Source organism: Pseudomonas sp. efr-133-TYG-23 (assembly GCF_030209215.1).
GTDB classification, from domain to species: Bacteria; Pseudomonadota; Gammaproteobacteria; order Pseudomonadales; family Pseudomonadaceae; genus Aquipseudomonas; species Aquipseudomonas rhodesiae.
Genome location: NZ_JARVSL010000028.1, coordinates 1 through 19,463 on the forward strand (window position 1 = coordinate 1; position 19,463 = coordinate 19,463).

The following is a 19,463-nucleotide window of genomic DNA, read 5'->3' on the forward strand; positions in this document are numbered from 1 at the left end:
TACCGGCCTGTCACGCCGGGGGTCGCGGGTTCGAGTCCCGTCCGCTGCGCCATATCTGCCTCAAGGCCCACTGAACGCCTTGAAGCACAAAGCAAGCTAAAAGCTGTTTTGATCCGATAGCAAAAACCCTGGTCGAAAGACCGGGGTTTTTTGTTTGTGCGATTTGCAACGGATTTTGGAGCCGGCGAACCGGCTCCAACGACCTATTCAGAAGCCCAGCTTGTCCCGCAACCCGTAATACCACGCCCCCATTGCCGCAAACGGCGTACGCAACAGTTGCCCGCCCGGGAAGGGGTAGTGCGGCAGGTCGGCGAATGCGTCAAAGCGCTCTGCCTGGCCTCTCAAAGCCTCCGCCAGTACCTTGCCTGCCAAGTGCGTGTACGTCACGCCATGGCCGCTGCAGCCTTGGGAATAGTAGATGTTGTCGCCCAGGCGCCCGACTTGCGGCAAGCGAGACAGCGTCAGCAGGAAGTTACCCGTCCAGGCGTAGTCGATCTTCACGTCCTTGAGTTGTGGGAACGCCTTGAGCATTTTCGGACGGATGATCGCCTCGATGTTGGCTGGGTCGCGCGCGCCATACACCACGCCGCCGCCGAAGATCAGGCGTTTATCGCTGGTTAGGCGATAGTAGTCGAGCAAGTAATTGCAATCTTCGACGCAGTAATCCTGCGGCAGCAGCGAATTGGCCAAGTCATCGCCCAGCGGCGCAGTGGTGATGACTTGGGTGCCACACGGCATCGACTTGGCCGCCAACTCCGGCACTAGGTTACCCAGATAGGCATTGCCCGCAACGATGATGAACTTGGCTCTGACCTTGCCTTCGGCGGTATGCACCACGGGGCTCGCGCCTCGCTCGATACGCACCGCCGCCGATTGCTCGTAGATCGTGCCACCCAGGGATTCCACGGCGGCGGCTTCGCCCAATGCCAGGTTGAGCGGATGGATATGGCCGCCGCTCATGTCTAGCAGACCGCCTACGTAGTTCTCGCAGGCCACCACCTCGCGGATACGACGCTCGTCCAGCAGCTCTAGTTGTGTATGGCCGTAGCGTTCCCACAGACGCTTTTGCGACTCCAGATGGGCCATGTGCTTGCTGTTGAGCGCGGCGAAAACTCCACCATCTTTCAAGTCGCACTGAATCTGGTACTTGGCCACCCGTTCGCGAATGATCTTGCCCCCTTCGAACGCCATTTGCCCCAGCAACTGCGCCTGCTTGGGCCCGACGCTGCGCTCGATCACGTCGATATCGCGGCTGTAGCTGTTGACGATCTGTCCGCCATTGCGGCCCGAGGCGCCGAAACCCACTTTCGCGGCCTCCAGTACCGTAACGCGAAAGCCGTGCTCCAGCAGGAACAGTGCGCTGGAAAGACCGGTATAGCCGGCGCCAATCACACACACATCGGTTTCGACCTCGCCTTGCAGCACAGGGCGAGGTGTAACGGCGTTGGCGGAAGCGGCGTAATACGACTGGGGGTAGGGGGTGTTCGCCATCCTGGAACCTCTGTTTTATATTTTTTACGAGTGCGTCGATCCTACCTGAGTTGAAAATCGGCTGCCAGCCATGCAAAAACTGCGGGTGATGTGGCCCTCGATAAAAAATTCGCATATTCATAGGGTTAGCTACGAAAAAGATGTTGACACACCTTCGGAATTCCGTAGAATGCCGCCTCACAGCAGGCACGTAGCTCAGTTGGTTAGAGCACCACCTTGACATGGTGGGGGTCGTTGGTTCGAGTCCAATCGCGCCTACCAAACAAAATCCGCTCTGCTGGGCGGTCTAGAAGGGCTCACCGAAAGGTGGGCCCTTTTTTGTTGTCGAAATTACCGCAATGGAAATGGACAGCAAGACTAAAGTCCCCGGTAATCAAGCCGATAAAGTGAGCAATCTCTCGTTATCGGACATTCGACATGCTTATCAATGTTGGTAATTCCAGCTCCGTAGTCGTCCCGCAGACCACGTCTATCACCAGTGAGACAACCAAGAACGAAGACACCGGGGCCCTGACCATTCGTATGGATCCAAAAGCCACGGGGGCTGCTGCGAACGGCGGGGACCAGGCTCTATCCGGCACGCAGGAGTCAGATCAGGTCAAAGAGTTGAAAAAACAGATCGAGCAACTGCAAAAGCAGCTTCAGCAGGCTCAGGAGGCGTTGCAGAGAGCCCAGTCCAGCAAACAAAGTGAAGAGGCCAAGGCTGTGGCTGTCATGGCGGCTCAAACACAGATTTCGACCATAAACGCGGCATTGCAGACGGTTACCGCGGCGCTTTTGCAGGCCGTCATGGCCGAGAGCGGCAGCGGGAAGGGGTCAATGCTCAGCACCACGGCTTGAACTGATCGTAAAGGGTCGTTGTAGAACGGAGCCACGGGGCGCCAAACTATTTTTTGACTCCGGTTGTCTATGAGGCAGGAAGTCCGTTTTCTCCTCTATCAAGCCGACAGGATTTAGCCCCGTGACTCATCAACCAAAAGATCTCCACACCCGCGTGGATAACTCTGAAACCGGTGATATCACATCGGCAGGTAAGAACATCTTCTTTGCTGCCGTCGGCACCACGCGTATGCCCATGATCGTCACCGATCCCAATCGCGAAGATAATCCGATCATTTTTGCCAACCAGGCCTTCCTGGATATGACCGGTTACAGCGCCGACGAAATCTACGGGCGCAACTGCCGCTTTCTACAAGGCCCGGATACTGACCCCGAGGTGGTGGGCCAGATCAAGCAATCCATCAGTGAAGAAGAAGACGTCGCGGTCGAGTTGCTCAACTACCGCAAAGACGGCTCGACGTTCTGGAACGCGTTGTTCATTTCGCCGGTGTACAACGAATCCAATCAGTTGATGTACTTCTTCGCTTCGCAGCTGGACGTCAGTCGCCGCCGCGATGCCGAGGACGCGCTGCGTCAGGCGCAGAAAATGGAAGCGCTGGGCCAGCTCACCGGCGGTATTGCTCACGACTTCAATAACCTGCTGCAGGTCATCGGCGGCTATGTCGAGATGGTCGACCGCGCCGTGCGCAAGCCTGTGCTAGACGAAGATCGTGTGATTCGCAGCCTGAGTATGACCAAAGGGGCGGTAGAGAAAGCGTCCACGCTGACGCAGCAGTTGCTGGCGTTTTCCCGCAAGCAGAAGTTGCAGGGGCGAGTGATCAACCTCAATCATTTCGTCGAGCTGGCCAGACGCTCCGCTGAGCGGGTGATGGGCGACAACATCGATTTTCGCACCGACCTGCAAACCGATCTGTGGAACTGCCGCATCGACCCGACCCAGGCCGAGCTGGCCATCCTCAATATCGTGATCAATGCGCGCGACGCCTTGGTGGAGCGTGAGCAGCCTGCCTTGGCTATCGAGACCCGCAATATCCAAGTGCGCGAACTCAGCTCCATGTCCTACGACGGGCTGATGCCGGGACGCTATGTCAGTATGGCCTTGACCGACAATGGCTGTGGGATGCCCGACAGTATTCTTACGCGGGTTATGGACCCGTTCTTCACCACCAAGGATGAAGGCAAGGGCACCGGCCTGGGCTTGTCGATGGTCTACGGCTTTGCCAAGCAGTCCGGCGGCGCTGTGCGGATTTACTCCGAGGAGGGCCTTGGCACCACGGTGCGCTTGTATTTCCCGGCGGATGAAGCCGGCGTGTCGGCCCAGGAAGAGCCCAAGGTGTCGGAAGCCCGCAGCGGTTCGGAACGTATCCTGATCGTCGAGGACCGCCCGGATGTCGCGGAGCTGGCGCGCATGGTGCTGGAGGACTACGGCTATCACACCACCATCGCCTACGGCGCTGCCGAGGCATTGGACGTGTTGGCCAGGGAAGAGCGTTACGACTTGCTGTTCTCCGACGTGATCATGCCCGGCGGCATGAATGGGGTGATGCTGGCGCGGGAGGTCTGCCAGTTGTACCCCGACATGAAAATCCTGCTGACCACTGGTTACGCGGAAAACGCCATTGAACGCACCGACCTGGGCGGCGCGGAGTTCGAGGTGATCTCCAAGCCGTGTTTGCCCAATGTGCTGGCCAAGAAGGTCAGGTATGTGCTCGATGGTCCCAACGGCGTAAGCTGAGCCTTGTGTAGGGGGCGTTGCCGACGACGCGCCCCCATTCCCTCCGATACCCACAAAATTTATTGGATCGCAGCAACAATTTTTCTTGTTGGACACCTCCCGCCTCCAGGCAGCAAAGTTGCCGCCACTGACGCTCGACCTTCCGGGTCAACAATAAAAAACCGAGCCGACTGCACGCCACCTCTTGCTGTGAACCCTTTGTTCACATCCTGCTGTAATGGCGCCGCAGCGCGCATTTAAAGGACCTCTTCGTCATGCAAACTGTTGTGAATCTATGGCCGTTGATTGGCGTGCTCGTCATCGTGGTCGGCTTTGTTTTGCGCTTCAATCCGCTGCTGGTGGTCACCGCTGCCGCGATCGCCACCGGGCTTGCTGCTCACTTTCCCCTGGAAAAAATCCTCGCCTCCATGGGGGATGGCTTCCTTCAGACCCGTGCCCTACAGCTAATTCTATTGTTACCGTTGGCAGTCATCGGACTGCTGGAGCGTCATGGGTTGCGTCTGCATGCGCAGAACTGGATCGCACGGTTCCAGCGCGCCACGGTCGGGCGCTTGTTGATCATCTATCTGTTCGTACGCGAATCCACTGCGGCCATGGGCCTGACCAGCCTGGGCGGGCATCCGCAGATGGTGCGGCCGCTGCTGGCGCCGATGGCTGAAGGTGCGGCGGAAAAGCGCTACGGCAAACTGCCGGACAAAGTGCGTCACAAGGTGCTGGCCATGTGTGCGGCCACAGACAACGTTGGGCTGTTCTTCGGTGAAGACATCTTTGTGGCGTTCGGCGCCATCGCGCTGATGCACACGTTCCTGCTGGGCTCGGGGATCGATGTGGAGCCGCTGCACATTGCGGTATGGGGCATTCCCACGGCGATCTGTGCATTTATCGTGCATGGGATCCGGCTGCACCGCTTCGACCGACGGCTCACCCGCGAGCTGACGCCCAGCGTGAAGGCTGTGGAGGCGGCGCAATGATTATTTCGATTCAATACCTGTACTGGCTGGCCGGGGTGCTGCTGTTGATTACGGCAGGCATGATTGTGCTGGATCGCAGCCACCCCAAGCGTTGGTCCAGCGCGCTCTTTTGGCTGCTGTTCGCGATTCCGTTTCTGGTGGGGGAGCGTCTGCCCTCGGTGGTGGTCGGTGCCGGCGTGGTGGTAATGGCATTGATCGCCGGTTTCGGCGGTGTGGGGCGTGGCACCCATGCTGAACTGCATGACAAGGCCACCCGTGCCAGTGCCGGTCGCCTGGGGCACAAGTTGTTTATTCCAGCGTTGGCTATTCCCCTGACCACGGTGATCGGTTCGGTCTTGCTCAAGCACACCGAAATCGGCGGCGTGCCGTTGCTGGACCCGAAAAACACTACCTTTGTGTCCCTCGGTATCGGCTGTCTGATCGCCCTCGGCCTGGCCTGTTGGCTGACCCGCGATACACCGGTGCAAGCCTTGCGCGAGTCGCGTCGCCTGACCGAAGCCCTGGGCTGGGCCATGGTCTTGCCGCAGATGCTGGCCATGCTCGGCCTGTTGTTTAACGAGGCTGGGGTGGGCACGGCGGTCGCCCATGTCACCACTACCTACATCAACCTGGATTTCAAGTTGGTGGCGGTGATGGTCTATGTGCTGGGGATGGCGTTGTTCACAGTGATCATGGGCAACGGTTTCGCGGCGTTCCCGGTGATGACCGGCGGCGTCGGTGTACCGGTGCTGGTGGGGATCTACGGCGGCAACCCAGCGGTCATGGCTGCCATCGGTATGTTCTCCGGCTACTGCGGTACGCTGATGACCCCGATGGCCGCCAACTTCAATATCGTCCCGGCGGCCTTGCTGGAACTGCCGGACAAGAACGCGGTGATCAAAGCGCAACTGCCGACTGCCTTGATGATGCTGGTGGTCAATATCGTCCTGCTTTACCTGTTGATGTGAGGCCACTATGCACACTGTGTTGCTGACGGGATTTGAGCCCTTCGATCAAGACCCGGTGAACCCGTCCTGGGAGGCTGTGCGCCAGTTGGATGGCCTGCAACTGGACGACGACGTGCGGATCGTCGCGCGGCGGCTGCCCTGTGCCTTTGCCACGGCCCCGGAATGTCTGCTGCAAATGATCAACGAACTGCGCCCGGCGATGGTTATCGCCACGGGGCTGGGGCCTGGGCGTAGCGATATTTCCATCGAAAGGGTGGCGATCAACCTCAACGATGCGCGTATCGCCGATAACCTCGGGGCGCAGCCGATCGACACGGCGGTGGTGACGGATGGCCCGGCGGCGTACTTCACCACGCTGCCGATCAAGGCGATGGTGCGGGCGGTGCGCGAGGCTGGGGTAGCCGCTTCGGTGTCCCATACAGCGGGTACGTTCGTGTGCAACCAGGTGTTCTATCGCCTGCAGCATGCGCTCGTCGGCTCTGGTGTGCGCAGCGGCTTTATTCATGTGCCGCGCTTGCCAGGGGGCAGCGAGCCGTCCATGCCGTTGACGACCCTGGTCGAAGGACTGCGCGTCGCGGTGACGGCAGCCTGGCAGACCTCGGTGGATGTGGTGGAGGCGGGCGGTCAGGTAAGTTGATCGGGGCGCTGCTTTCAATGCGTCGCCGTGCAATTTCAACTACAGTTCAAGGACGTTTCTGCCCTGGAAAAATCGCCATGCTCAAGTGCTCGAAATTTGCGTCTGTTGTGCTAATGCTTGCGTTGTCTGCCGGGAGTGGTCTCGCCTTGGCCGATCCTGGCAACGGCCATGGGAATGGCAAGGGCGGCGGTAACGGCAAAGGCAATAACCCTGGCGGTCAGAACTACGACAAACCCAAAGGCAAAGGTGCCTCGGGCAGTCATGGGCCCAACGTGGATCGCAGCAGCGTACTGAGTGTGCTGGGCGGTTATCGCGACTATTGGAGCCCCGGCCCGGCCTTGCCGCCGGGGATCCAGAAGAACCTGGCACGCGGCAAACCGCTGCCGCCGGGTATCGCGAAAAAACTCGATGGCCGCTTGCTGGGCCAGTTGCCACATTACGATGGCTACGAATGGCAGCAGGCGGGCACTGACTTGATCCTGGTGGCCATTGCTTCGGGCATCATCTACGAAGTCCTCAATGGTGCGTTCAACTGATCAGTCCGCTTCACGCCCGGGGAACAACAGCTCGAAACAGGTGACACCGTTCTGGCTGCTGACGCTGTAGCGGCCATTGTGCAACTGCATGATGGTCGCCACGATCGACAGGCCCAACCCGTTGGAGTGAGCCGAACGTTCCCGCGACTCATCCACTCGATAAAAACGCTCGAACAGACGCGGCAGGTGTTCGGCCGCAATCGTCTCCCCCTGATTGCTGACCCGCAGGATGAGGCCCTCATCCGTGGGCATCGCCTCGATACGCAGCTCTGAATGCGCGGCGCCGTACTTGATCGCATTAGCGCACAGGTTCGCCAGGGCGCGCCGCAGTAGCATGGGCTCGGCCCAGATTTCCCCTTGGCCAGCGGCGAGAATGCGCATCCCCCGATCACTTGCCAGCCCCTCGAAGTATTCCGCGATGCGTTCCACTTCATCTGCGGCGCTGAGTGCCTGGCGTTGGCGCAGGGCGCTGGCCGGGTCAGTGCGTGCGAGGAACAGCATATTGTCGAGCATGCGCGCCAGCCGTTCGAGTTCTTCGACATTCGAGGCCAACAGTTGCTGATAGCTATCGACGCTGCGCTGTTGATGCAGGGCAACCTGGGTTTCCCCCAACAAGTTGTTGATAGGCGTGCGTAGTTCATGGGCCATGTCGGTCGACACCTGGCTCAATTGCGCAAAACCCTTGGCCAGGCGTTCGAGCATGGTGTTGAAGGCATCGATCATCGGCAATAGTTCTTTCGGCGCGCCCCGGCTGTCGAGACGTTCGGCCAGGTTGCCGACGCCGATCCCTTGGGCATGCTGCGCCAACCGTCGCAACGGCAGCAGGCCGCGATGCACCAGTAGATAGCCGGCCAGCGCCAGGGCCAGTGCGGCGATACCTGCCAGGATATACACACTCAATCGATAACTGGCGAGCATGGCGGTACGTTCGGTCATCAAGCGTCCGCTGGTAACTTGCAGGTTGCCCAGGTCGCCGGAGTCGATAGACGCGGCAAGGGCGGCCAAAGGAACGCCGTTGACACCAGGCAGGTGCTGCACATCGGTAAGGTCCAGGACATGGCCTTTGGGCACCGGTGTAACCGCCGGCAAGTCGATATTTCCGGGATTCACCAGCAGCAATGGCTGTTGCCCGGGAGCTGCGATACTCAGCACCGATTCGCGGTTGCCCAGCATGTTCTGGAACAATTCCGGTTTGTTCCTGATCAGCTCCAGGGTGTTGCTGTCGTTGAGCAGGTTGCGCAGTTGATCGACCCGCGAGATCAGCGCGGCATCGTCGCGGCGGATCAGCTCGCGCTCCAGTTCCCGGTACAGCGCCACGCCGAGGGTGGCCAGCAGAGCAAAGGCGAGCAGGGCGAACACCAGCGCCAGGCGCAAAGTCAGCGAATAATGTCGGCGAGGCGTCATGGTTGGGTATCGAAGCGGTAGCCGATGCCGCGCACGCTATGGATCAGCTTGAGCTGGAACGGGTCGTCGATCTTCAGGCGCAAACGGCGCACGGCCACGTCCACCACATTGGTGTCGCTGTCGAAGTTCATGTCCCATACCCGCGACGCGATCAGCGAGCGTGACAATACCTGGCCCTGGTGCGTGGCAAACAGGTGCAGAAGGGCAAATTCCTTGTTGGTCAGGGTAATGCGTGTGCCGGCGCGGGTGACGCGTCGTTTGAGCACTTCAATGTGCAAGTCGGCGATGTGCAGTTGGTCTTCTTCACGGGTTGGGCCGCGACGGGTCAGGGTGCGTAGGCGGGCTACCAGTTCAGCGAAGGAAAAGGGCTTGATCAGGTAATCGTCCGCACCCAGCTCCAGGCCCTTGATGCGGTCGGCGATATCATCACGGGCGGTAAGAAAAAGCACTGGTGTGTCAGCTTCTTTACGCAGGCGGCGCAGCACTTCCCAGCCGTCCATTTTCGGCATCATCACATCCAGGACGATCACATCGAACGGCGTTTCCAGCGCTTGGTGCAGGCCGTCCACGCCATCGCGGGCAAGGCTGACGGAATAGCCCAGTTCCTGAAGGCCATTGAGCAGGTAATTGCCGGCCTTGGGTTCGTCTTCGACAACAAGGATATTCATGGGAAGGGCTCGGGTTCGGTACGTCGCGCCAGTGTAATCCGATCAATTGTCATTGGGGCAACCGATGGCCTGGACCTGGTAGTCCAGTACATGTTCGCGCCCCTGGTGGTCGAGGTAGCGCAATTGCGCCGGGACAACGCCGCATTGGCTGCCGGTGTCGCTGCTCGACAGTACTTTGGCGACGTCCAGGTGCACGTAGAAGCCAGTGGCGTCATGGATTATGCCGGTGTTGTCGGCAGCGAATACGGAGCCGGTGGCAAGCAGTGCGGTGACGCCGAGGATAAACAGTTTCATCACGGTCTTGCTCCAGAAGGGTGGCTGCCAGGCTTTGGCAGTACGTTCACGGTAATCAGCCACCCCTAACAGCCCGCCAACAGAATGATGACAAGTTCGTAATCAAACCCGTTGCCCCAGGTCTGGCGGCGTTTACAAGCCACCGGGTAGCCCCGTAGATTGCAGCAGCCGCTCATGTGTTACCGCCCACGAGGAAGCCATCCAGTGTCCATCCGCGCTTCAGTTGTATTTGCCCGTCCCTACCGTGCTTTTCTGTTCGATATGGATGGAACCCTGCTCAACTCCATCGCCGCCGCGGAGCGGGTATGGAGCCTCTGGGCCGAACGTCACGGTCTGGATGTGGCGGCGTTTTTAACCACCATCCATGGCGCCCGCGCCATCGATACCATCACGCGCCAGGGGTTACCCGGCGTCGACCCGCACGCTGAAGCGCAATGGATCACCGAAGCTGAAATCAACGATGTGCGCGGCGTGGTTGCGATTTCCGGCGCTGCGGCGTTTCTCGACAGCCTGCCTGCCGATCAGTGGGCGTTGGTGACGTCGGCGCCCAAGGAGCTGGCAATGCGCCGGCTGCAAGCGGCGGGCATTGCGCCGCCGACGGTGATGGTGACGGCAGAAGATGTCGCTATCGGCAAGCCGAATCCGGCCTGTTATGTGCTGGGTGCCCAGCGTTTGGGCGTTTCGGTGCAGGAATGTCTGGTGTTTGAGGATGCGTCGGTGGGCATTCGCGCAGGTGAGGCGGCGGGCGCGGATGTGATGGTGGTGACTGCGACCCACCTCAAGCCGTTGGCGACACAACACCCAACCATTGGTGGGTATGAGCGGCTGCAGGTGCGGCGGAATGCCGAGGGCTGGTTGACCTTGCACAACGAGCCGGGGTGATACAAGAAAGCCAAGACCTTTACGGGTCTTGGCTTTCTTGCCACGCAATCGCGTTGGGCGGTGCATGCATGCGTTCGCTCCTCATGCCGCGTCGTGACACCACCATTTCGCGAAGAATCTCATTAGCCAGTCGTGCAATCGCTTCGGCGCCGCGATAGTGCGCGCGTACGATCCCGGTGATTGCGAAATGATCTGTCTCCGGGCCGCTGAGCACCACGGACAAGGTGCCGTCAGCGTGTAGCGTGCAGGCAACCGCATAGCTGGGTAAGCGGGCTGCGAGGGCGGATTCGATTTCTGATCGGCTGAGGGTATCCATCGGTTTCAGGCCTTCAACTAACGGGTAAACACACCAAGCATAGGCCGCGATGCGACACTGTAAATACCGGCAATCTGCTAGCTGATACGTCACTCTGGGCGTGACGTTTTTCCAGGGCTGCGCTGACAGAATCTGCGGTGTACAACCTTTTGTATAGGCTTGAGGCAGAACATAAACAGATAACCGCATAGCAGTAGCGTCAGGTCCAGCACCGAATGCTGATCGGTGGGAGCGCTTCCTGCAATTTCAAACCTGATTGCCAATTCCAGGCCGATAAAAGCCAGCCCTATCAGCAAGGCGATCAGCCAGGATCTGGAAAAGCGCGGCGATGCGGTATGAGACCTCATGTACGTGCTCCCGAGTGCACATTGAGGAAGTCAGTCAGGAGTTTCGGCTGTAAATGACGTAACAAGTTCCGGTCCCGAAGATTGTTTCATCTTGTCGAGTGGACCGACTTGATGGCGATGCTGGCCACGTCCGAAACGCAGGCCGTTGGGAAGAGTTTTCGCCAGCCGTTACCGTGCACGAAAGGGCTGGCTACTGAGGGCGTTTCAAGGCGTCTGGTTTTTGTCCGGAGCAGTCAGGCCAGCCTGGATACGTTGATAGATCTCTTCGCGATGCACGGCAACGTCTTTCGGTGCGTTGATGCCAATTCGTACTTGCTGGCCGCTGACGCCCAGGATGGTGATCGTGATGTCATCACCGATGTTTATGCTTTCACCAACTTTGCGGGTGAGTATAAGCATGGACTTCTCCTTGATTACTTTTAAGGACACATGTTTCAGACAGGGCAGGTGTCGGATGTGTATAGCTTACTGCTAAGCGCTTCCCTGTGACTGCCTCTTTAGGACGCATAGAGGCAACATTAATTCCCATGGGCGCATCATACAGGTCTGCGATACATCATTCGCATTGTTTAATCCAACGTTTATGACGGCCAGAATAGACAGTGGATGATAAAGTCGCCTCTTTAATCCTTAAAGGAGCAGGGCAGTGCGTAAAGTAGTGATGGCAATGATGGTGTTGGCGCTGGCCGGCTGTGGCGAAGGCAAGCCCGTCGATACCCCCAAGGCCAAGCCTGCCGTGAGCGAAAGCCAACCACAGACCGGCGCGATTGCTGTGCAGGAATGGGATGTACGGGTAGGCCCGCCGGACCACAAGCTGCAGGCGATCACTGACCTTACCGCTTGGTTGCTGGAACATGGTTTCAATTTTTATATCGTGAAGGTGGACGGCAAGGACGAAGTGCTTCTAGGGCCGTTCGCAACCAAGGAGGAAGCAGAAGCCAAGCAGGCACTGCTCACTGAAAAACTCGCGCGGGCCAAGAAGAACGACACCGAGTCCCAAGTCATCGAGCACAAGGCCGCCCAGTAACGGGCCGATTGGGCGGGGGCTCCCGCCCATGTTCAACCGCATGCTTTGAGGTTCACCGGGCCGACAAACTCATTGCCGCGCCCCATCACGCAGGCCACGGTCTGGTTACGCTGGCGCTCCCAGGCCTGAACGGGGTAGGTCTTGTTCCAGGCTTCGTACAATTGGCGATCCTGTTTCGACAAGCGCAAACCGTACTGCTTACTCATGTAGAAATAGGTACGCGCAATCATTCCGCGAATCGATGGGCGCGGCATGACCTTCTTGGCCTTGAAGTCAACCTGTGTCAGGCATGAGCCGTATTGCCCACTCTGTACCGGCAGCCAACCAAAGCTGAAGTTGTTACGGTCGCCGTTAACTTCGCCAATGCTGGGTACCAGGTTGTGCAAATCCGCTTCGGCACGCTTGAACACATCATCATGGTGCGTGCAGTTTTTGCGACCGCCGTTCTGCCAGCACTGGCGCTGATGCCCGATCTGCCATGCGGGCACAATGTGTTCCCATTCAATGCGCGCGGCGCGGTTGGCGTTTTTGCGTGGAATGTACCCGCAGGCTTTCAGGTCCACGCGATTGCCGGTGTATTTGCAGCCGCAATAGAACTCGGTGGATTGCGGGGCGTAGAGTTTCCAGGCAATTTTCTTGGCTTCGCTGAACGTGCGAGGCGCTTGGGCATGGGCGGAAATGGCAAAAAACAGGCAACACACAGCAATAAAGCGGGCACTCATTGAGTCAATCTTCCTTCGGCACAACCCAGAAAATCTGCACGCCACCGTCGTCGCGGTAGGCGAGGGTGACATTATCGTTTTCAGCGATTTCCTCGAGCAGGCGCTGCCATTGCTCTTCAGGCTCATCCGGCAGGCGGAAGATGAGGGCGGCCTTGGCTTTCTGAGCCTGGGTCGAGTTAATGATCTTTTGCACACGAACGGCCAAGCGTTCATAAGCATCAGGTGCTGTCGGCAGTGCCGCAGAAGATTTTGCCACGGAATATTCCTTAGTTTGCTGTACGTGCATACAGTATTTAACTGTAGGCAATTTCGCAACTGCTTAAACTTCTGGAGGTTCTTCTGTCAGCAATTCGGGATGGCTGATGGAGGGGGGAGGAGGGGCTGTAGGAGCGAATTCGCTCCTACAGAAGATGTTTAGAAATCAATATTCCCAGAACATCCGTTGCAGCTCTTTGCTGTCCTGAGTCTTGGTCAGGGCGACCATTGCCAGAATCCGCGCTTTCTGTGGGTTCAAGTCCAGGGCTGCGACCCAGTCGTACTTGTCGTCAGGCTGTTCGGCGTTACGCAGCACCATGCCACCCGCGTTGACGTGGGAAGAACGAATGATCTGCACGCCTTGCTTGCGCAGGTCCACCAGAGTCGGCACCACTTTGGAAGACACCGAGCCGTTACCGGTGCCGGCATGGATGATGGCTTTCGCGCCAGCTTGGGCCAGGGCCTTGTAAGCAGTGTCGCTCACGTTGCCGTAGCCGTAGGCAATTTCCACATCGGGCAGGCTCTTGATGGTTTTGATGTCGAACTCGGAGTCCATGGTGTGGCGCTTGGCTGGCAGGCGGAACCAGTAGGACTTGCCCTCAACCACCATGCCCAGTGGACCCCATGGGCTCTTGAAGGCTTCGGTCTTGATGTTGATCATCTTGCTGACGTCACGACCGGACTGGATTTCGTCGTTCATGGTCACCAGTACGCCTTTGCCGCGTGCATCTTTGCTGCCGGCCACGGCCACTGCGTTATACAGGTTGAGCATGCCGTCCGCCGACATGGCGGTGCCTGGGCGCATCGAGCCGACCACTACGATAGGCTTGTCGGTTTTCTCTACCAGGTTCAGGAAGTAGGCGGTTTCTTCCAGGGTGTCGGTACCGTGGGTGATCACGATGCCATCCACGTCTTTGCTGTCGGCCAGCTCCGCAACACGGCGACCCAGTTGCAGCAGGTTCTCGTTGTTGATGCTTTCGGACGCAATTTGCATCACTTGTTCGCCGCGCACATTGGCGATCTGACTAAGCTCAGGAACACCGGCGATCAATTGCTCGATACCGACCTTGGCCGCCTGATAGGTGGCGCTGTTAGCGGCACTGGCGCCGGCGCCGGCAATGGTGCCGCCGGTGGCGAGAATCACCACGTTGGACAGTTTGGTCTTGGCTTCAACTTCTTTTGCCTGGGCGGCAACGGGGAACAGCAGCAGGAGGGCTAAGGCGCCCGGAACAAAGTTCTTCAGTGCGGATTTCATTATTTTTCTCTCTGATTTTTTGATGAGTGCTGTAGCAGGTTCATCCAGAACACTCGGGCGATGCTAAATGCCGCGAGGTGCTGACTAGGAGCAGGATCTGTACCAGCCTCATGGTTGATGGTTTTTTAAATTAACTTATTGATAAAAAAGGATTTTCTATGAAATTTAAGTGTGATCGATTTTCGTGCCGTCCGGCTTTCCGAACACGGCATCGATTGCCGTTCGGTTGTCCGAAAATAATGACGGAATAATCCGCATTGGCTTGCCAGGCGTAAGCGGTTCAGAGAGCGATAAGGGAGACGATGTTCAGAAGCTGCCGCGTATGCTGCAAAGGTGTTGATGAAAGGAGCTGCATGAAAGACGCTTCCCCCGTTGACAAATTTCGACAAGGTTCTCATAGTTTGAGTAACGCAAACGTTTGCGAGATGTTTCCGATGCGCTTGGCGTAACGTGACAGCTCGTATCAGCCACCTAAGTGGGCGGGCTGCCGAAGCCTTCTTCGGTGCAAGCGTTGCTTACAATAATCATAAGATCGGAGTGACCCCATGACGCTGCCATTTGCTGGACGTCTTCTCGCTATCGCTGTGCTTGCTGCCGCATCCGCCGCTTTACCGCTCTCTTCTGCATTCGCTGACGATGCCGCCGCCAAACCGAAAGTCGGTCTTGTAATGAAGTCCCTGGCCAACGAGTTTTTCGTCACCATGCAGGAAGGCGCCAAGGACTATCAGAAAGCCCACCCCGCCGATTTCGACATGATCACGAACGGTATCAAGAATGAAACCGATACTGCTGCCCAGATTGATATCGTCAATCAGATGATCCTGTCCAAAGTCAACGCCATCGTCATTGCACCAGCCGACTCCAAGGCGCTGGTCACCGTACTGAAAAAAGCCTCCGATGCCGGGATCAAGGTGATCAACATCGACAATCGTCTCGACCCCGGTGTGTTGAAAAGCAAGAACCTGGACATTCCCTTCGTTGGCCCGGACAACCGCAAAGGTGCCAAGTTGGTGGGCGATTACCTGGCCAAGCAAATGAGCGCGGGTGACAAGGTCGGCATCATCGAAGGCGTACCGACCACCACCAACGCCCAGCAGCGCACCGCCGGTTTCAAAGACGCGATGGATGCTGCCGGCATGAAGATCGTATCCACCCAGTCGGGTAACTGGGAGATCGACCAGGGCCAGAAAGTCGCCTCCGCAATGCTGAGCGAATACCCAGACCTCAAGGCGCTGCTGGCTGGTAACGACAACATGGCTTTGGGTGCTGTCTCCGCCGTACGTGCAGCCGGCAAAGCGGGCAAGGTGCTGGTGGTGGGCTACGACAATATCGAAGCCATCAAGCCGATGCTGCAGGACGGCCGCGTGCTGGCCACCGCCGACCAGGCCGCTGCCCAGCAAGCCGTGTTCGGTATCCAGAACGCGCTCAAGCTGGTCAAGGGTGAAAAAGTCGATGCCAAAGATGGCGTGATCGAAACCCCGGTCGAACTCGTCCTCAAGAAGTAATTCTGGCAGCACCCAAACAGCGTCCGCTCGCTCCCGGGCGGACGCTCGGAGATTTTCCTATGTCATCTTCCGCCCCGAACGCTGTCCTCTCGGTCAGCGGTATCGGTAAGACGTATGCCCAGCCAGTTCTGTCCGACATCACTCTGACGCTCAATCGCGGCGAAGTGTTGGCGCTGACGGGTGAAAACGGCGCAGGCAAAAGCACCTTGTCGAAAATCATCGGCGGGCTGGTCACCCCGACCACCGGGCACATGCAGTTCAACGGCCAGGATTACTGCCCAGGTAGCCGCACTCAGGCTGAAGCGCTGGGTGTGCGCATGGTCATGCAGGAACTCAACCTGCTGCCGACCCTGACTGTCGCCGAAAACCTGTTTTTGCATAACCTGCCCAGCCACGGTGGCTGGATCAGCCGCAAGCAACTGCGCACGGCCGCGATCGAAGCCATGGCCCAGGTCGGCCTGGATGCCATCGACCCGGACACTCTGGTTGGCAGCTTGGGGATCGGCCACCAGCAAATGGTCGAGATCGCGCGCAACCTGATCGGCGACTGCCATGTGCTGATCCTCGACGAACCCACGGCTATGCTTACCGCCCGTGAAGTCGAGATGCTGTTTGAGCAGATCGCCCGTTTGCAGGCTCGCGGCGTAGCGATTATTTACATTTCCCATCGGCTGGAAGAGCTGGCTCGTGTCGCCCAGCGCATCGCGGTCCTGCGTGACGGCAAACTGGTGTGCGTCGAGCCGATGGCCAACTACAACAGCGAGCAACTGGTCACATTGATGGTCGGTCGCGAACTGGGCGAACACATCGATTTGGGCCAGCGCACCATCGGTGGCCCGGCGCTGACGGTCAAAGGTCTGACGCGCTCGGACAAAGTCCGCGACGTCTCGTTCGAAGTTCGTGCCGGTGAAATCTATGGCATTTCCGGGCTGATCGGCGCGGGCCGTACTGAGCTACTGCGCCTGATCTTCGGCGCTGACCAAGCCGACAGCGGCACCGTGGCCCTGGGCTCGCCAGCTCAGGTGGTGAGCATTCGTTCGCCGGTGGATGCCGTGGGCCATGGCATCGCGCTGATCACCGAAGACCGTAAGGGGGAAGGCTTGCTGCTGACCCAGTCCATCAGCGCCAACATTGCTCTGGGCAACATGCCTGAAATTTCCGCGGGCGGCGTCGTTAACAGTGGCGATGAAACCGCGTTGGCCCAACGTCAGATCGATGCCATGCGCATTCGCAGTTCCAGCCCGGCGCAGTTGGTGTCGGAATTATCCGGCGGCAACCAGCAGAAGGTGGTGATTGGTCGCTGGTTGGAGCGCGACTGCTCGGTGATGCTGTTCGACGAGCCTACGCGCGGTATCGACGTCGGCGCCAAATTCGACATTTACGCCTTGCTCGGCGAGTTGACCCGGCAGGGCAAGGCGTTGGTAGTGGTGTCCAGCGACCTGCGCGAACTCATGTTGATCTGCGACCGCATCGGTGTGCTGTCCGCCGGGCGCCTGATCGACACCTTCGAGCGCGACAGTTGGACCCAGGACGAATTGCTCGCCGCCGCCTTTGCCGGCTATCAGAAACGTGATGCGCTGCTCAACGATGCAGTGCTTAGGGATACCCCATGAAAACGACCACTTTTCCCGGTAAAACCGGCGGCAACTTCTACGGCCTGGGGACCTACCTGGGCCTGGCAGGTGCCTTGCTCGCGATGATTGCGCTGTTCTCGGTATTGAGCGATCACTTCCTGTCCTATGACACGTTCAGTACGTTGGCCAACCAGATCCCGGACCTGATGGTGCTGGCGGTGGGCATGACCTTCATCCTGATCATCGGCGGTATCGACCTGTCGGTAGGCTCCGTGCTGGCGCTGGCGGCGTCGGCGGTCAGTGTGGCGATCCTCAGCTGGGGCTGGAGCGTTTTGCCGGCCGCCGTGCTGGGCATGGGCTGTGCCGCGTTGGCCGGCACGCTCACCGGTTCGATCACCGTGGCCTGGCGCATTCCGTCGTTTATCGTGTCCCTCGGTGTGTTGGAAATGGCCCGCGGCGTCGCGTACCAAATGACCGGTTCACGCACCGCCTACATCGGTGACTCCTTCGCTTGGCTGTCCAATCCGGTTGCCTTTGGTATTTCGCCGTCGTTCATCATTGCCTTGCTAGTGATCATTGCGGCCCAACTGGTGTTGACGCGGACCGTGTTCGGTCGCTATCTGATCGGTATCGGCACCAACGAGGAAGCGGTACGCCTGGCGGGGATCAATCCCAAGCCCTACAAGATCCTGGTGTTCAGCCTTATGGGCCTGTTGGCCGGCGTAGCCGCGTTGTTCCAGATCTCGCGCCTGGAGGCGGCTGATCCGAACGCGGGTTCCGGTCTGGAGTTGCAGGTGATCGCGGCGGTGGTTATCGGCGGCACCAGCCTGATGGGCGGGCGCGGTTCGGTGATCAGCACGTTCTTCGGCGTCTTGATCATCTCGGTTCTGGCTGCCGGCCTGGCACAGATCGGCGCCACGGAGCCGACCAAGCGCATCATTACCGGTGCCGTGATTGTGATCGCCGTGGTGCTCGATACCTATCGCAGCCAGCGTGCCAGTCGGCGAGGCTGAACCATGGCAACGATCAAGGATGTGGCAGCGCTTGCGGGTATTTCCTACACCACCGTGTCCCATGTGGTGAACAAGACGCGTCCGGTCAGCGAGCCGGTGCGCCTCAAGGTCGAGGCCGCTATCAAGCAGCTCGACTACGTGCCCAGTGCCGTTGCGCGTTCGCTCAAAGCCAAGACCACCGCAACCATAGGCCTGCTGGTGCCCAACAGCCTCAACCCGTATTTCGCGGAATTGGCCCGTGGTATCGAGGACTATTGCGAGCGTAATGGTTATTGCGTGATCCTCTGCAACTCCGATGACAACGCTGAAAAGCAGCGCAGTTACTTGCGGGTATTGCTGGAGAAGCGTATCGACGGTTTGATCGTCACCTCAGTGGGCGGCGACGACAGTGGGCTGGCTGCAGGCTTGAGCGCGGTGCGAACGCCCATGGTGATCGTCGACCGGGCGTTGGATGGCATTGATGTCGATCTGGTGCGTATCGACCACGAAGAGGGCGCTTACCTGGCCACCCGGCACCTGCTCGACCTCGGTCATCGGGATATTGCCTGTATCGGCGGCCCGGCCCACACCCGCGTGGCACAAATGCGTCTGGCAGGGTATCGCCGGGCGTTGCACGAGGCTGGCGTGGAAGTACCGGCCGAGCGCATCCGCGAAAGCGATTTCACCAGCACCGGCGGTTATGCCGCCGCCGTGCAACTGCTGGCTGAAAAACCGCCCAGCGCGATTTTCGCCAGCAACGACATGATCGGTTTCGGTGTATTGCGCGCGGCGGCCGAGCGTAATATTCGCGTGCCCGGCGAGCTGTCGGTGATCGGTTTCGACGACATTCAAATGAGCCGTTACGTCTACCCTGCGCTGACCACGGTGGGGCAGTCCATCGTGCAACTGGGCGAGACGGCTGCCGAGCTTTTACTGCGACGGATCGCCAACCCTCAACTGCCGATCGATCAACGTATCGTGACGCCGAGCATTGTGTTGCGTGAGTCGACGGCCCCCGTCGCCGGTGTGTTTGCCCAATACCGCTGAACCGAATTGATGAGTACT

The 19,463-nt window shown here is 58.9% G+C and carries 22 protein-coding genes and 1 tRNA gene; 13 read left to right on the top strand and 10 right to left on the bottom strand.

Features of this window, described 5'->3' with window-relative positions; genetic code table 11:
• Positions 1 to 207: 207 nt before the first annotated feature.
• The gene (locus QRN41_RS19935) at positions 208 to 1,491 is read right to left on the bottom strand and encodes an NAD(P)/FAD-dependent oxidoreductase (protein ID WP_034136874.1); all 1,284 of its coding nucleotides are present in this window, start codon (positions 1,489 to 1,491) and stop codon (positions 208 to 210) included.
• Positions 1,492 to 1,675: 184 nt separating this feature from the next.
• Between QRN41_RS19935 and QRN41_RS19940 the strand changes: the two genes are divergently transcribed.
• From QRN41_RS19940 to QRN41_RS19970, 7 genes are all read left to right on the top strand, one after another.
• Positions 1,676 to 1,752, top strand: a tRNA-Val gene (locus QRN41_RS19940).
• 156 nt (positions 1,753 to 1,908) lie between these two features.
• Positions 1,909 to 2,331, top strand: coding sequence for a hypothetical protein (locus QRN41_RS19945; protein WP_034136875.1), 423 nt, complete (start codon positions 1,909 to 1,911; stop codon positions 2,329 to 2,331).
• A 178-nt stretch (positions 2,332 to 2,509) separates the two neighbouring features.
• Complete coding sequence (locus tag QRN41_RS19950) at positions 2,510 to 4,066, top strand: histidine kinase famiy protein (RefSeq protein WP_305377563.1); 1,557 nt, start codon at positions 2,510 to 2,512, stop codon at positions 4,064 to 4,066.
• 254 nt (positions 4,067 to 4,320) lie between these two features.
• Positions 4,321 to 5,037, top strand: coding sequence for a DUF969 domain-containing protein (locus QRN41_RS19955; RefSeq protein WP_094066753.1), 717 nt, complete (start codon positions 4,321 to 4,323; stop codon positions 5,035 to 5,037).
• Positions 5,034 to 5,984, top strand: a complete 951-nt coding sequence (locus tag QRN41_RS19960; RefSeq protein WP_167418534.1) for a DUF979 domain-containing protein — start codon at positions 5,034 to 5,036, stop codon at positions 5,982 to 5,984. The genes QRN41_RS19955 and QRN41_RS19960 overlap by 4 nt, the downstream gene beginning before the upstream one ends.
• Positions 5,985 to 5,991: 7 nt before the next feature.
• Positions 5,992 to 6,621, top strand: a complete 630-nt coding sequence (pcp, locus tag QRN41_RS19965; protein WP_285422048.1) for a pyroglutamyl-peptidase I — start codon at positions 5,992 to 5,994, stop codon at positions 6,619 to 6,621.
• A 77-nt stretch (positions 6,622 to 6,698) separates the two neighbouring features.
• Positions 6,699 to 7,157: an anti-virulence regulator CigR family protein gene (locus tag QRN41_RS19970; protein WP_285422049.1), complete on the top strand. Its 459-nt coding sequence runs from the start codon at positions 6,699 to 6,701 to the stop codon at positions 7,155 to 7,157.
• Here the strand turns inward: QRN41_RS19970 and QRN41_RS19975 are convergent, their stop codons facing one another.
• Genes QRN41_RS19975 through QRN41_RS19985 form a run of 3 tightly spaced genes read right to left on the bottom strand, consistent with a single transcriptional unit; the run spans position 7,158 to position 9,523 of the window.
• Positions 7,158 to 8,561 (bottom strand): heavy metal sensor histidine kinase, encoded by a 1,404-nt coding sequence (locus QRN41_RS19975; protein WP_285422050.1) that lies wholly within the window; start codon positions 8,559 to 8,561, stop codon positions 7,158 to 7,160.
• Complete coding sequence (locus tag QRN41_RS19980) at positions 8,558 to 9,229, bottom strand: heavy metal response regulator transcription factor (protein ID WP_034136881.1); 672 nt, start codon at positions 9,227 to 9,229, stop codon at positions 8,558 to 8,560. The genes QRN41_RS19975 and QRN41_RS19980 overlap by 4 nt, the downstream gene beginning before the upstream one ends.
• A gap of 42 nt (positions 9,230 to 9,271) precedes the next feature.
• Complete coding sequence (locus QRN41_RS19985; RefSeq protein WP_034136882.1) at positions 9,272 to 9,523, bottom strand: DUF2790 domain-containing protein; 252 nt, start codon at positions 9,521 to 9,523, stop codon at positions 9,272 to 9,274.
• 204 nt (positions 9,524 to 9,727) lie between these two features.
• Here QRN41_RS19985 and QRN41_RS19990 point away from each other — a divergent pair, with 204 nt between their 5' ends.
• Positions 9,728 to 10,405: an HAD-IA family hydrolase gene (locus QRN41_RS19990; protein ID WP_285422051.1), complete on the top strand. Its 678-nt coding sequence runs from the start codon at positions 9,728 to 9,730 to the stop codon at positions 10,403 to 10,405.
• A 19-nt stretch (positions 10,406 to 10,424) separates the two neighbouring features.
• Here the strand turns inward: QRN41_RS19990 and QRN41_RS19995 are convergent, their stop codons facing one another.
• From QRN41_RS19995 to csrA, 3 genes are all read right to left on the bottom strand, one after another.
• On the bottom strand, positions 10,425 to 10,721 hold the full coding sequence (locus QRN41_RS19995) for a DUF1652 domain-containing protein (RefSeq protein ID WP_034136884.1): 297 nt from the start codon (positions 10,719 to 10,721) through the stop codon (positions 10,425 to 10,427).
• A gap of 89 nt (positions 10,722 to 10,810) precedes the next feature.
• Entirely contained in the window at positions 10,811 to 11,068 is a 258-nt protein-coding gene (locus QRN41_RS20000; protein WP_285422052.1) for a hypothetical protein, read from the bottom strand.
• Positions 11,069 to 11,272: 204 nt separating this feature from the next.
• Positions 11,273 to 11,467 carry a carbon storage regulator CsrA gene (gene csrA / locus QRN41_RS20005; protein ID WP_003192511.1) on the bottom strand — a complete coding sequence of 65 codons (195 nt, stop codon included), beginning with the start codon at positions 11,465 to 11,467 and terminating at the stop codon, positions 11,273 to 11,275.
• 262 nt (positions 11,468 to 11,729) lie between these two features.
• Between csrA and QRN41_RS20010 the strand changes: the two genes are divergently transcribed.
• Positions 11,730 to 12,095, top strand: a complete 366-nt coding sequence (locus tag QRN41_RS20010) for an SPOR domain-containing protein (RefSeq protein WP_034099847.1) — start codon at positions 11,730 to 11,732, stop codon at positions 12,093 to 12,095.
• A gap of 32 nt (positions 12,096 to 12,127) precedes the next feature.
• Here QRN41_RS20010 and QRN41_RS20015 read toward each other — a convergent pair whose 3' ends face one another.
• The 3 genes from QRN41_RS20015 to QRN41_RS20025 all read right to left on the bottom strand — a co-directional run bounded on the left by QRN41_RS20015 (position 12,128) and on the right by QRN41_RS20025 (position 14,327).
• The gene (locus tag QRN41_RS20015) at positions 12,128 to 12,817 is read right to left on the bottom strand and encodes an endonuclease (RefSeq protein ID WP_285422053.1); all 690 of its coding nucleotides are present in this window, start codon (positions 12,815 to 12,817) and stop codon (positions 12,128 to 12,130) included.
• A gap of 4 nt (positions 12,818 to 12,821) precedes the next feature.
• Positions 12,822 to 13,073, bottom strand: a complete 252-nt coding sequence (locus QRN41_RS20020; RefSeq protein ID WP_169869002.1) for a DUF1654 domain-containing protein — start codon at positions 13,071 to 13,073, stop codon at positions 12,822 to 12,824.
• Between the two features lie 165 nt (positions 13,074 to 13,238).
• Positions 13,239 to 14,327: an asparaginase gene (locus QRN41_RS20025; protein WP_034099126.1), complete on the bottom strand. Its 1,089-nt coding sequence runs from the start codon at positions 14,325 to 14,327 to the stop codon at positions 13,239 to 13,241.
• Positions 14,328 to 14,872: 545 nt separating this feature from the next.
• On the opposite strand from QRN41_RS20025, the gene QRN41_RS20030 reads away from it, so the two are divergent.
• The 4 genes from QRN41_RS20030 to QRN41_RS20045 are packed head-to-tail and all read left to right on the top strand — an operon-like array spanning position 14,873 to position 19,445.
• Complete coding sequence (locus QRN41_RS20030; RefSeq protein WP_285422054.1) at positions 14,873 to 15,832, top strand: sugar ABC transporter substrate-binding protein; 960 nt, start codon at positions 14,873 to 14,875, stop codon at positions 15,830 to 15,832.
• Between the two features lie 59 nt (positions 15,833 to 15,891).
• Entirely contained in the window at positions 15,892 to 17,445 is a 1,554-nt protein-coding gene (locus QRN41_RS20035; RefSeq protein WP_285422055.1) for a sugar ABC transporter ATP-binding protein, read from the top strand.
• Positions 17,442 to 18,419, top strand: a complete 978-nt coding sequence (locus QRN41_RS20040) for an ABC transporter permease (protein ID WP_285422056.1) — start codon at positions 17,442 to 17,444, stop codon at positions 18,417 to 18,419. Before QRN41_RS20035 ends, QRN41_RS20040 begins: the two co-directional genes overlap by 4 nt.
• A gap of 3 nt (positions 18,420 to 18,422) precedes the next feature.
• A complete protein-coding gene (locus QRN41_RS20045; RefSeq protein ID WP_034114417.1) occupies positions 18,423 to 19,445 on the top strand; it encodes a LacI family DNA-binding transcriptional regulator in 1,023 nt (340 codons plus the stop codon).
• The last annotated feature ends 18 nt before the right edge of the window (positions 19,446 to 19,463 follow it).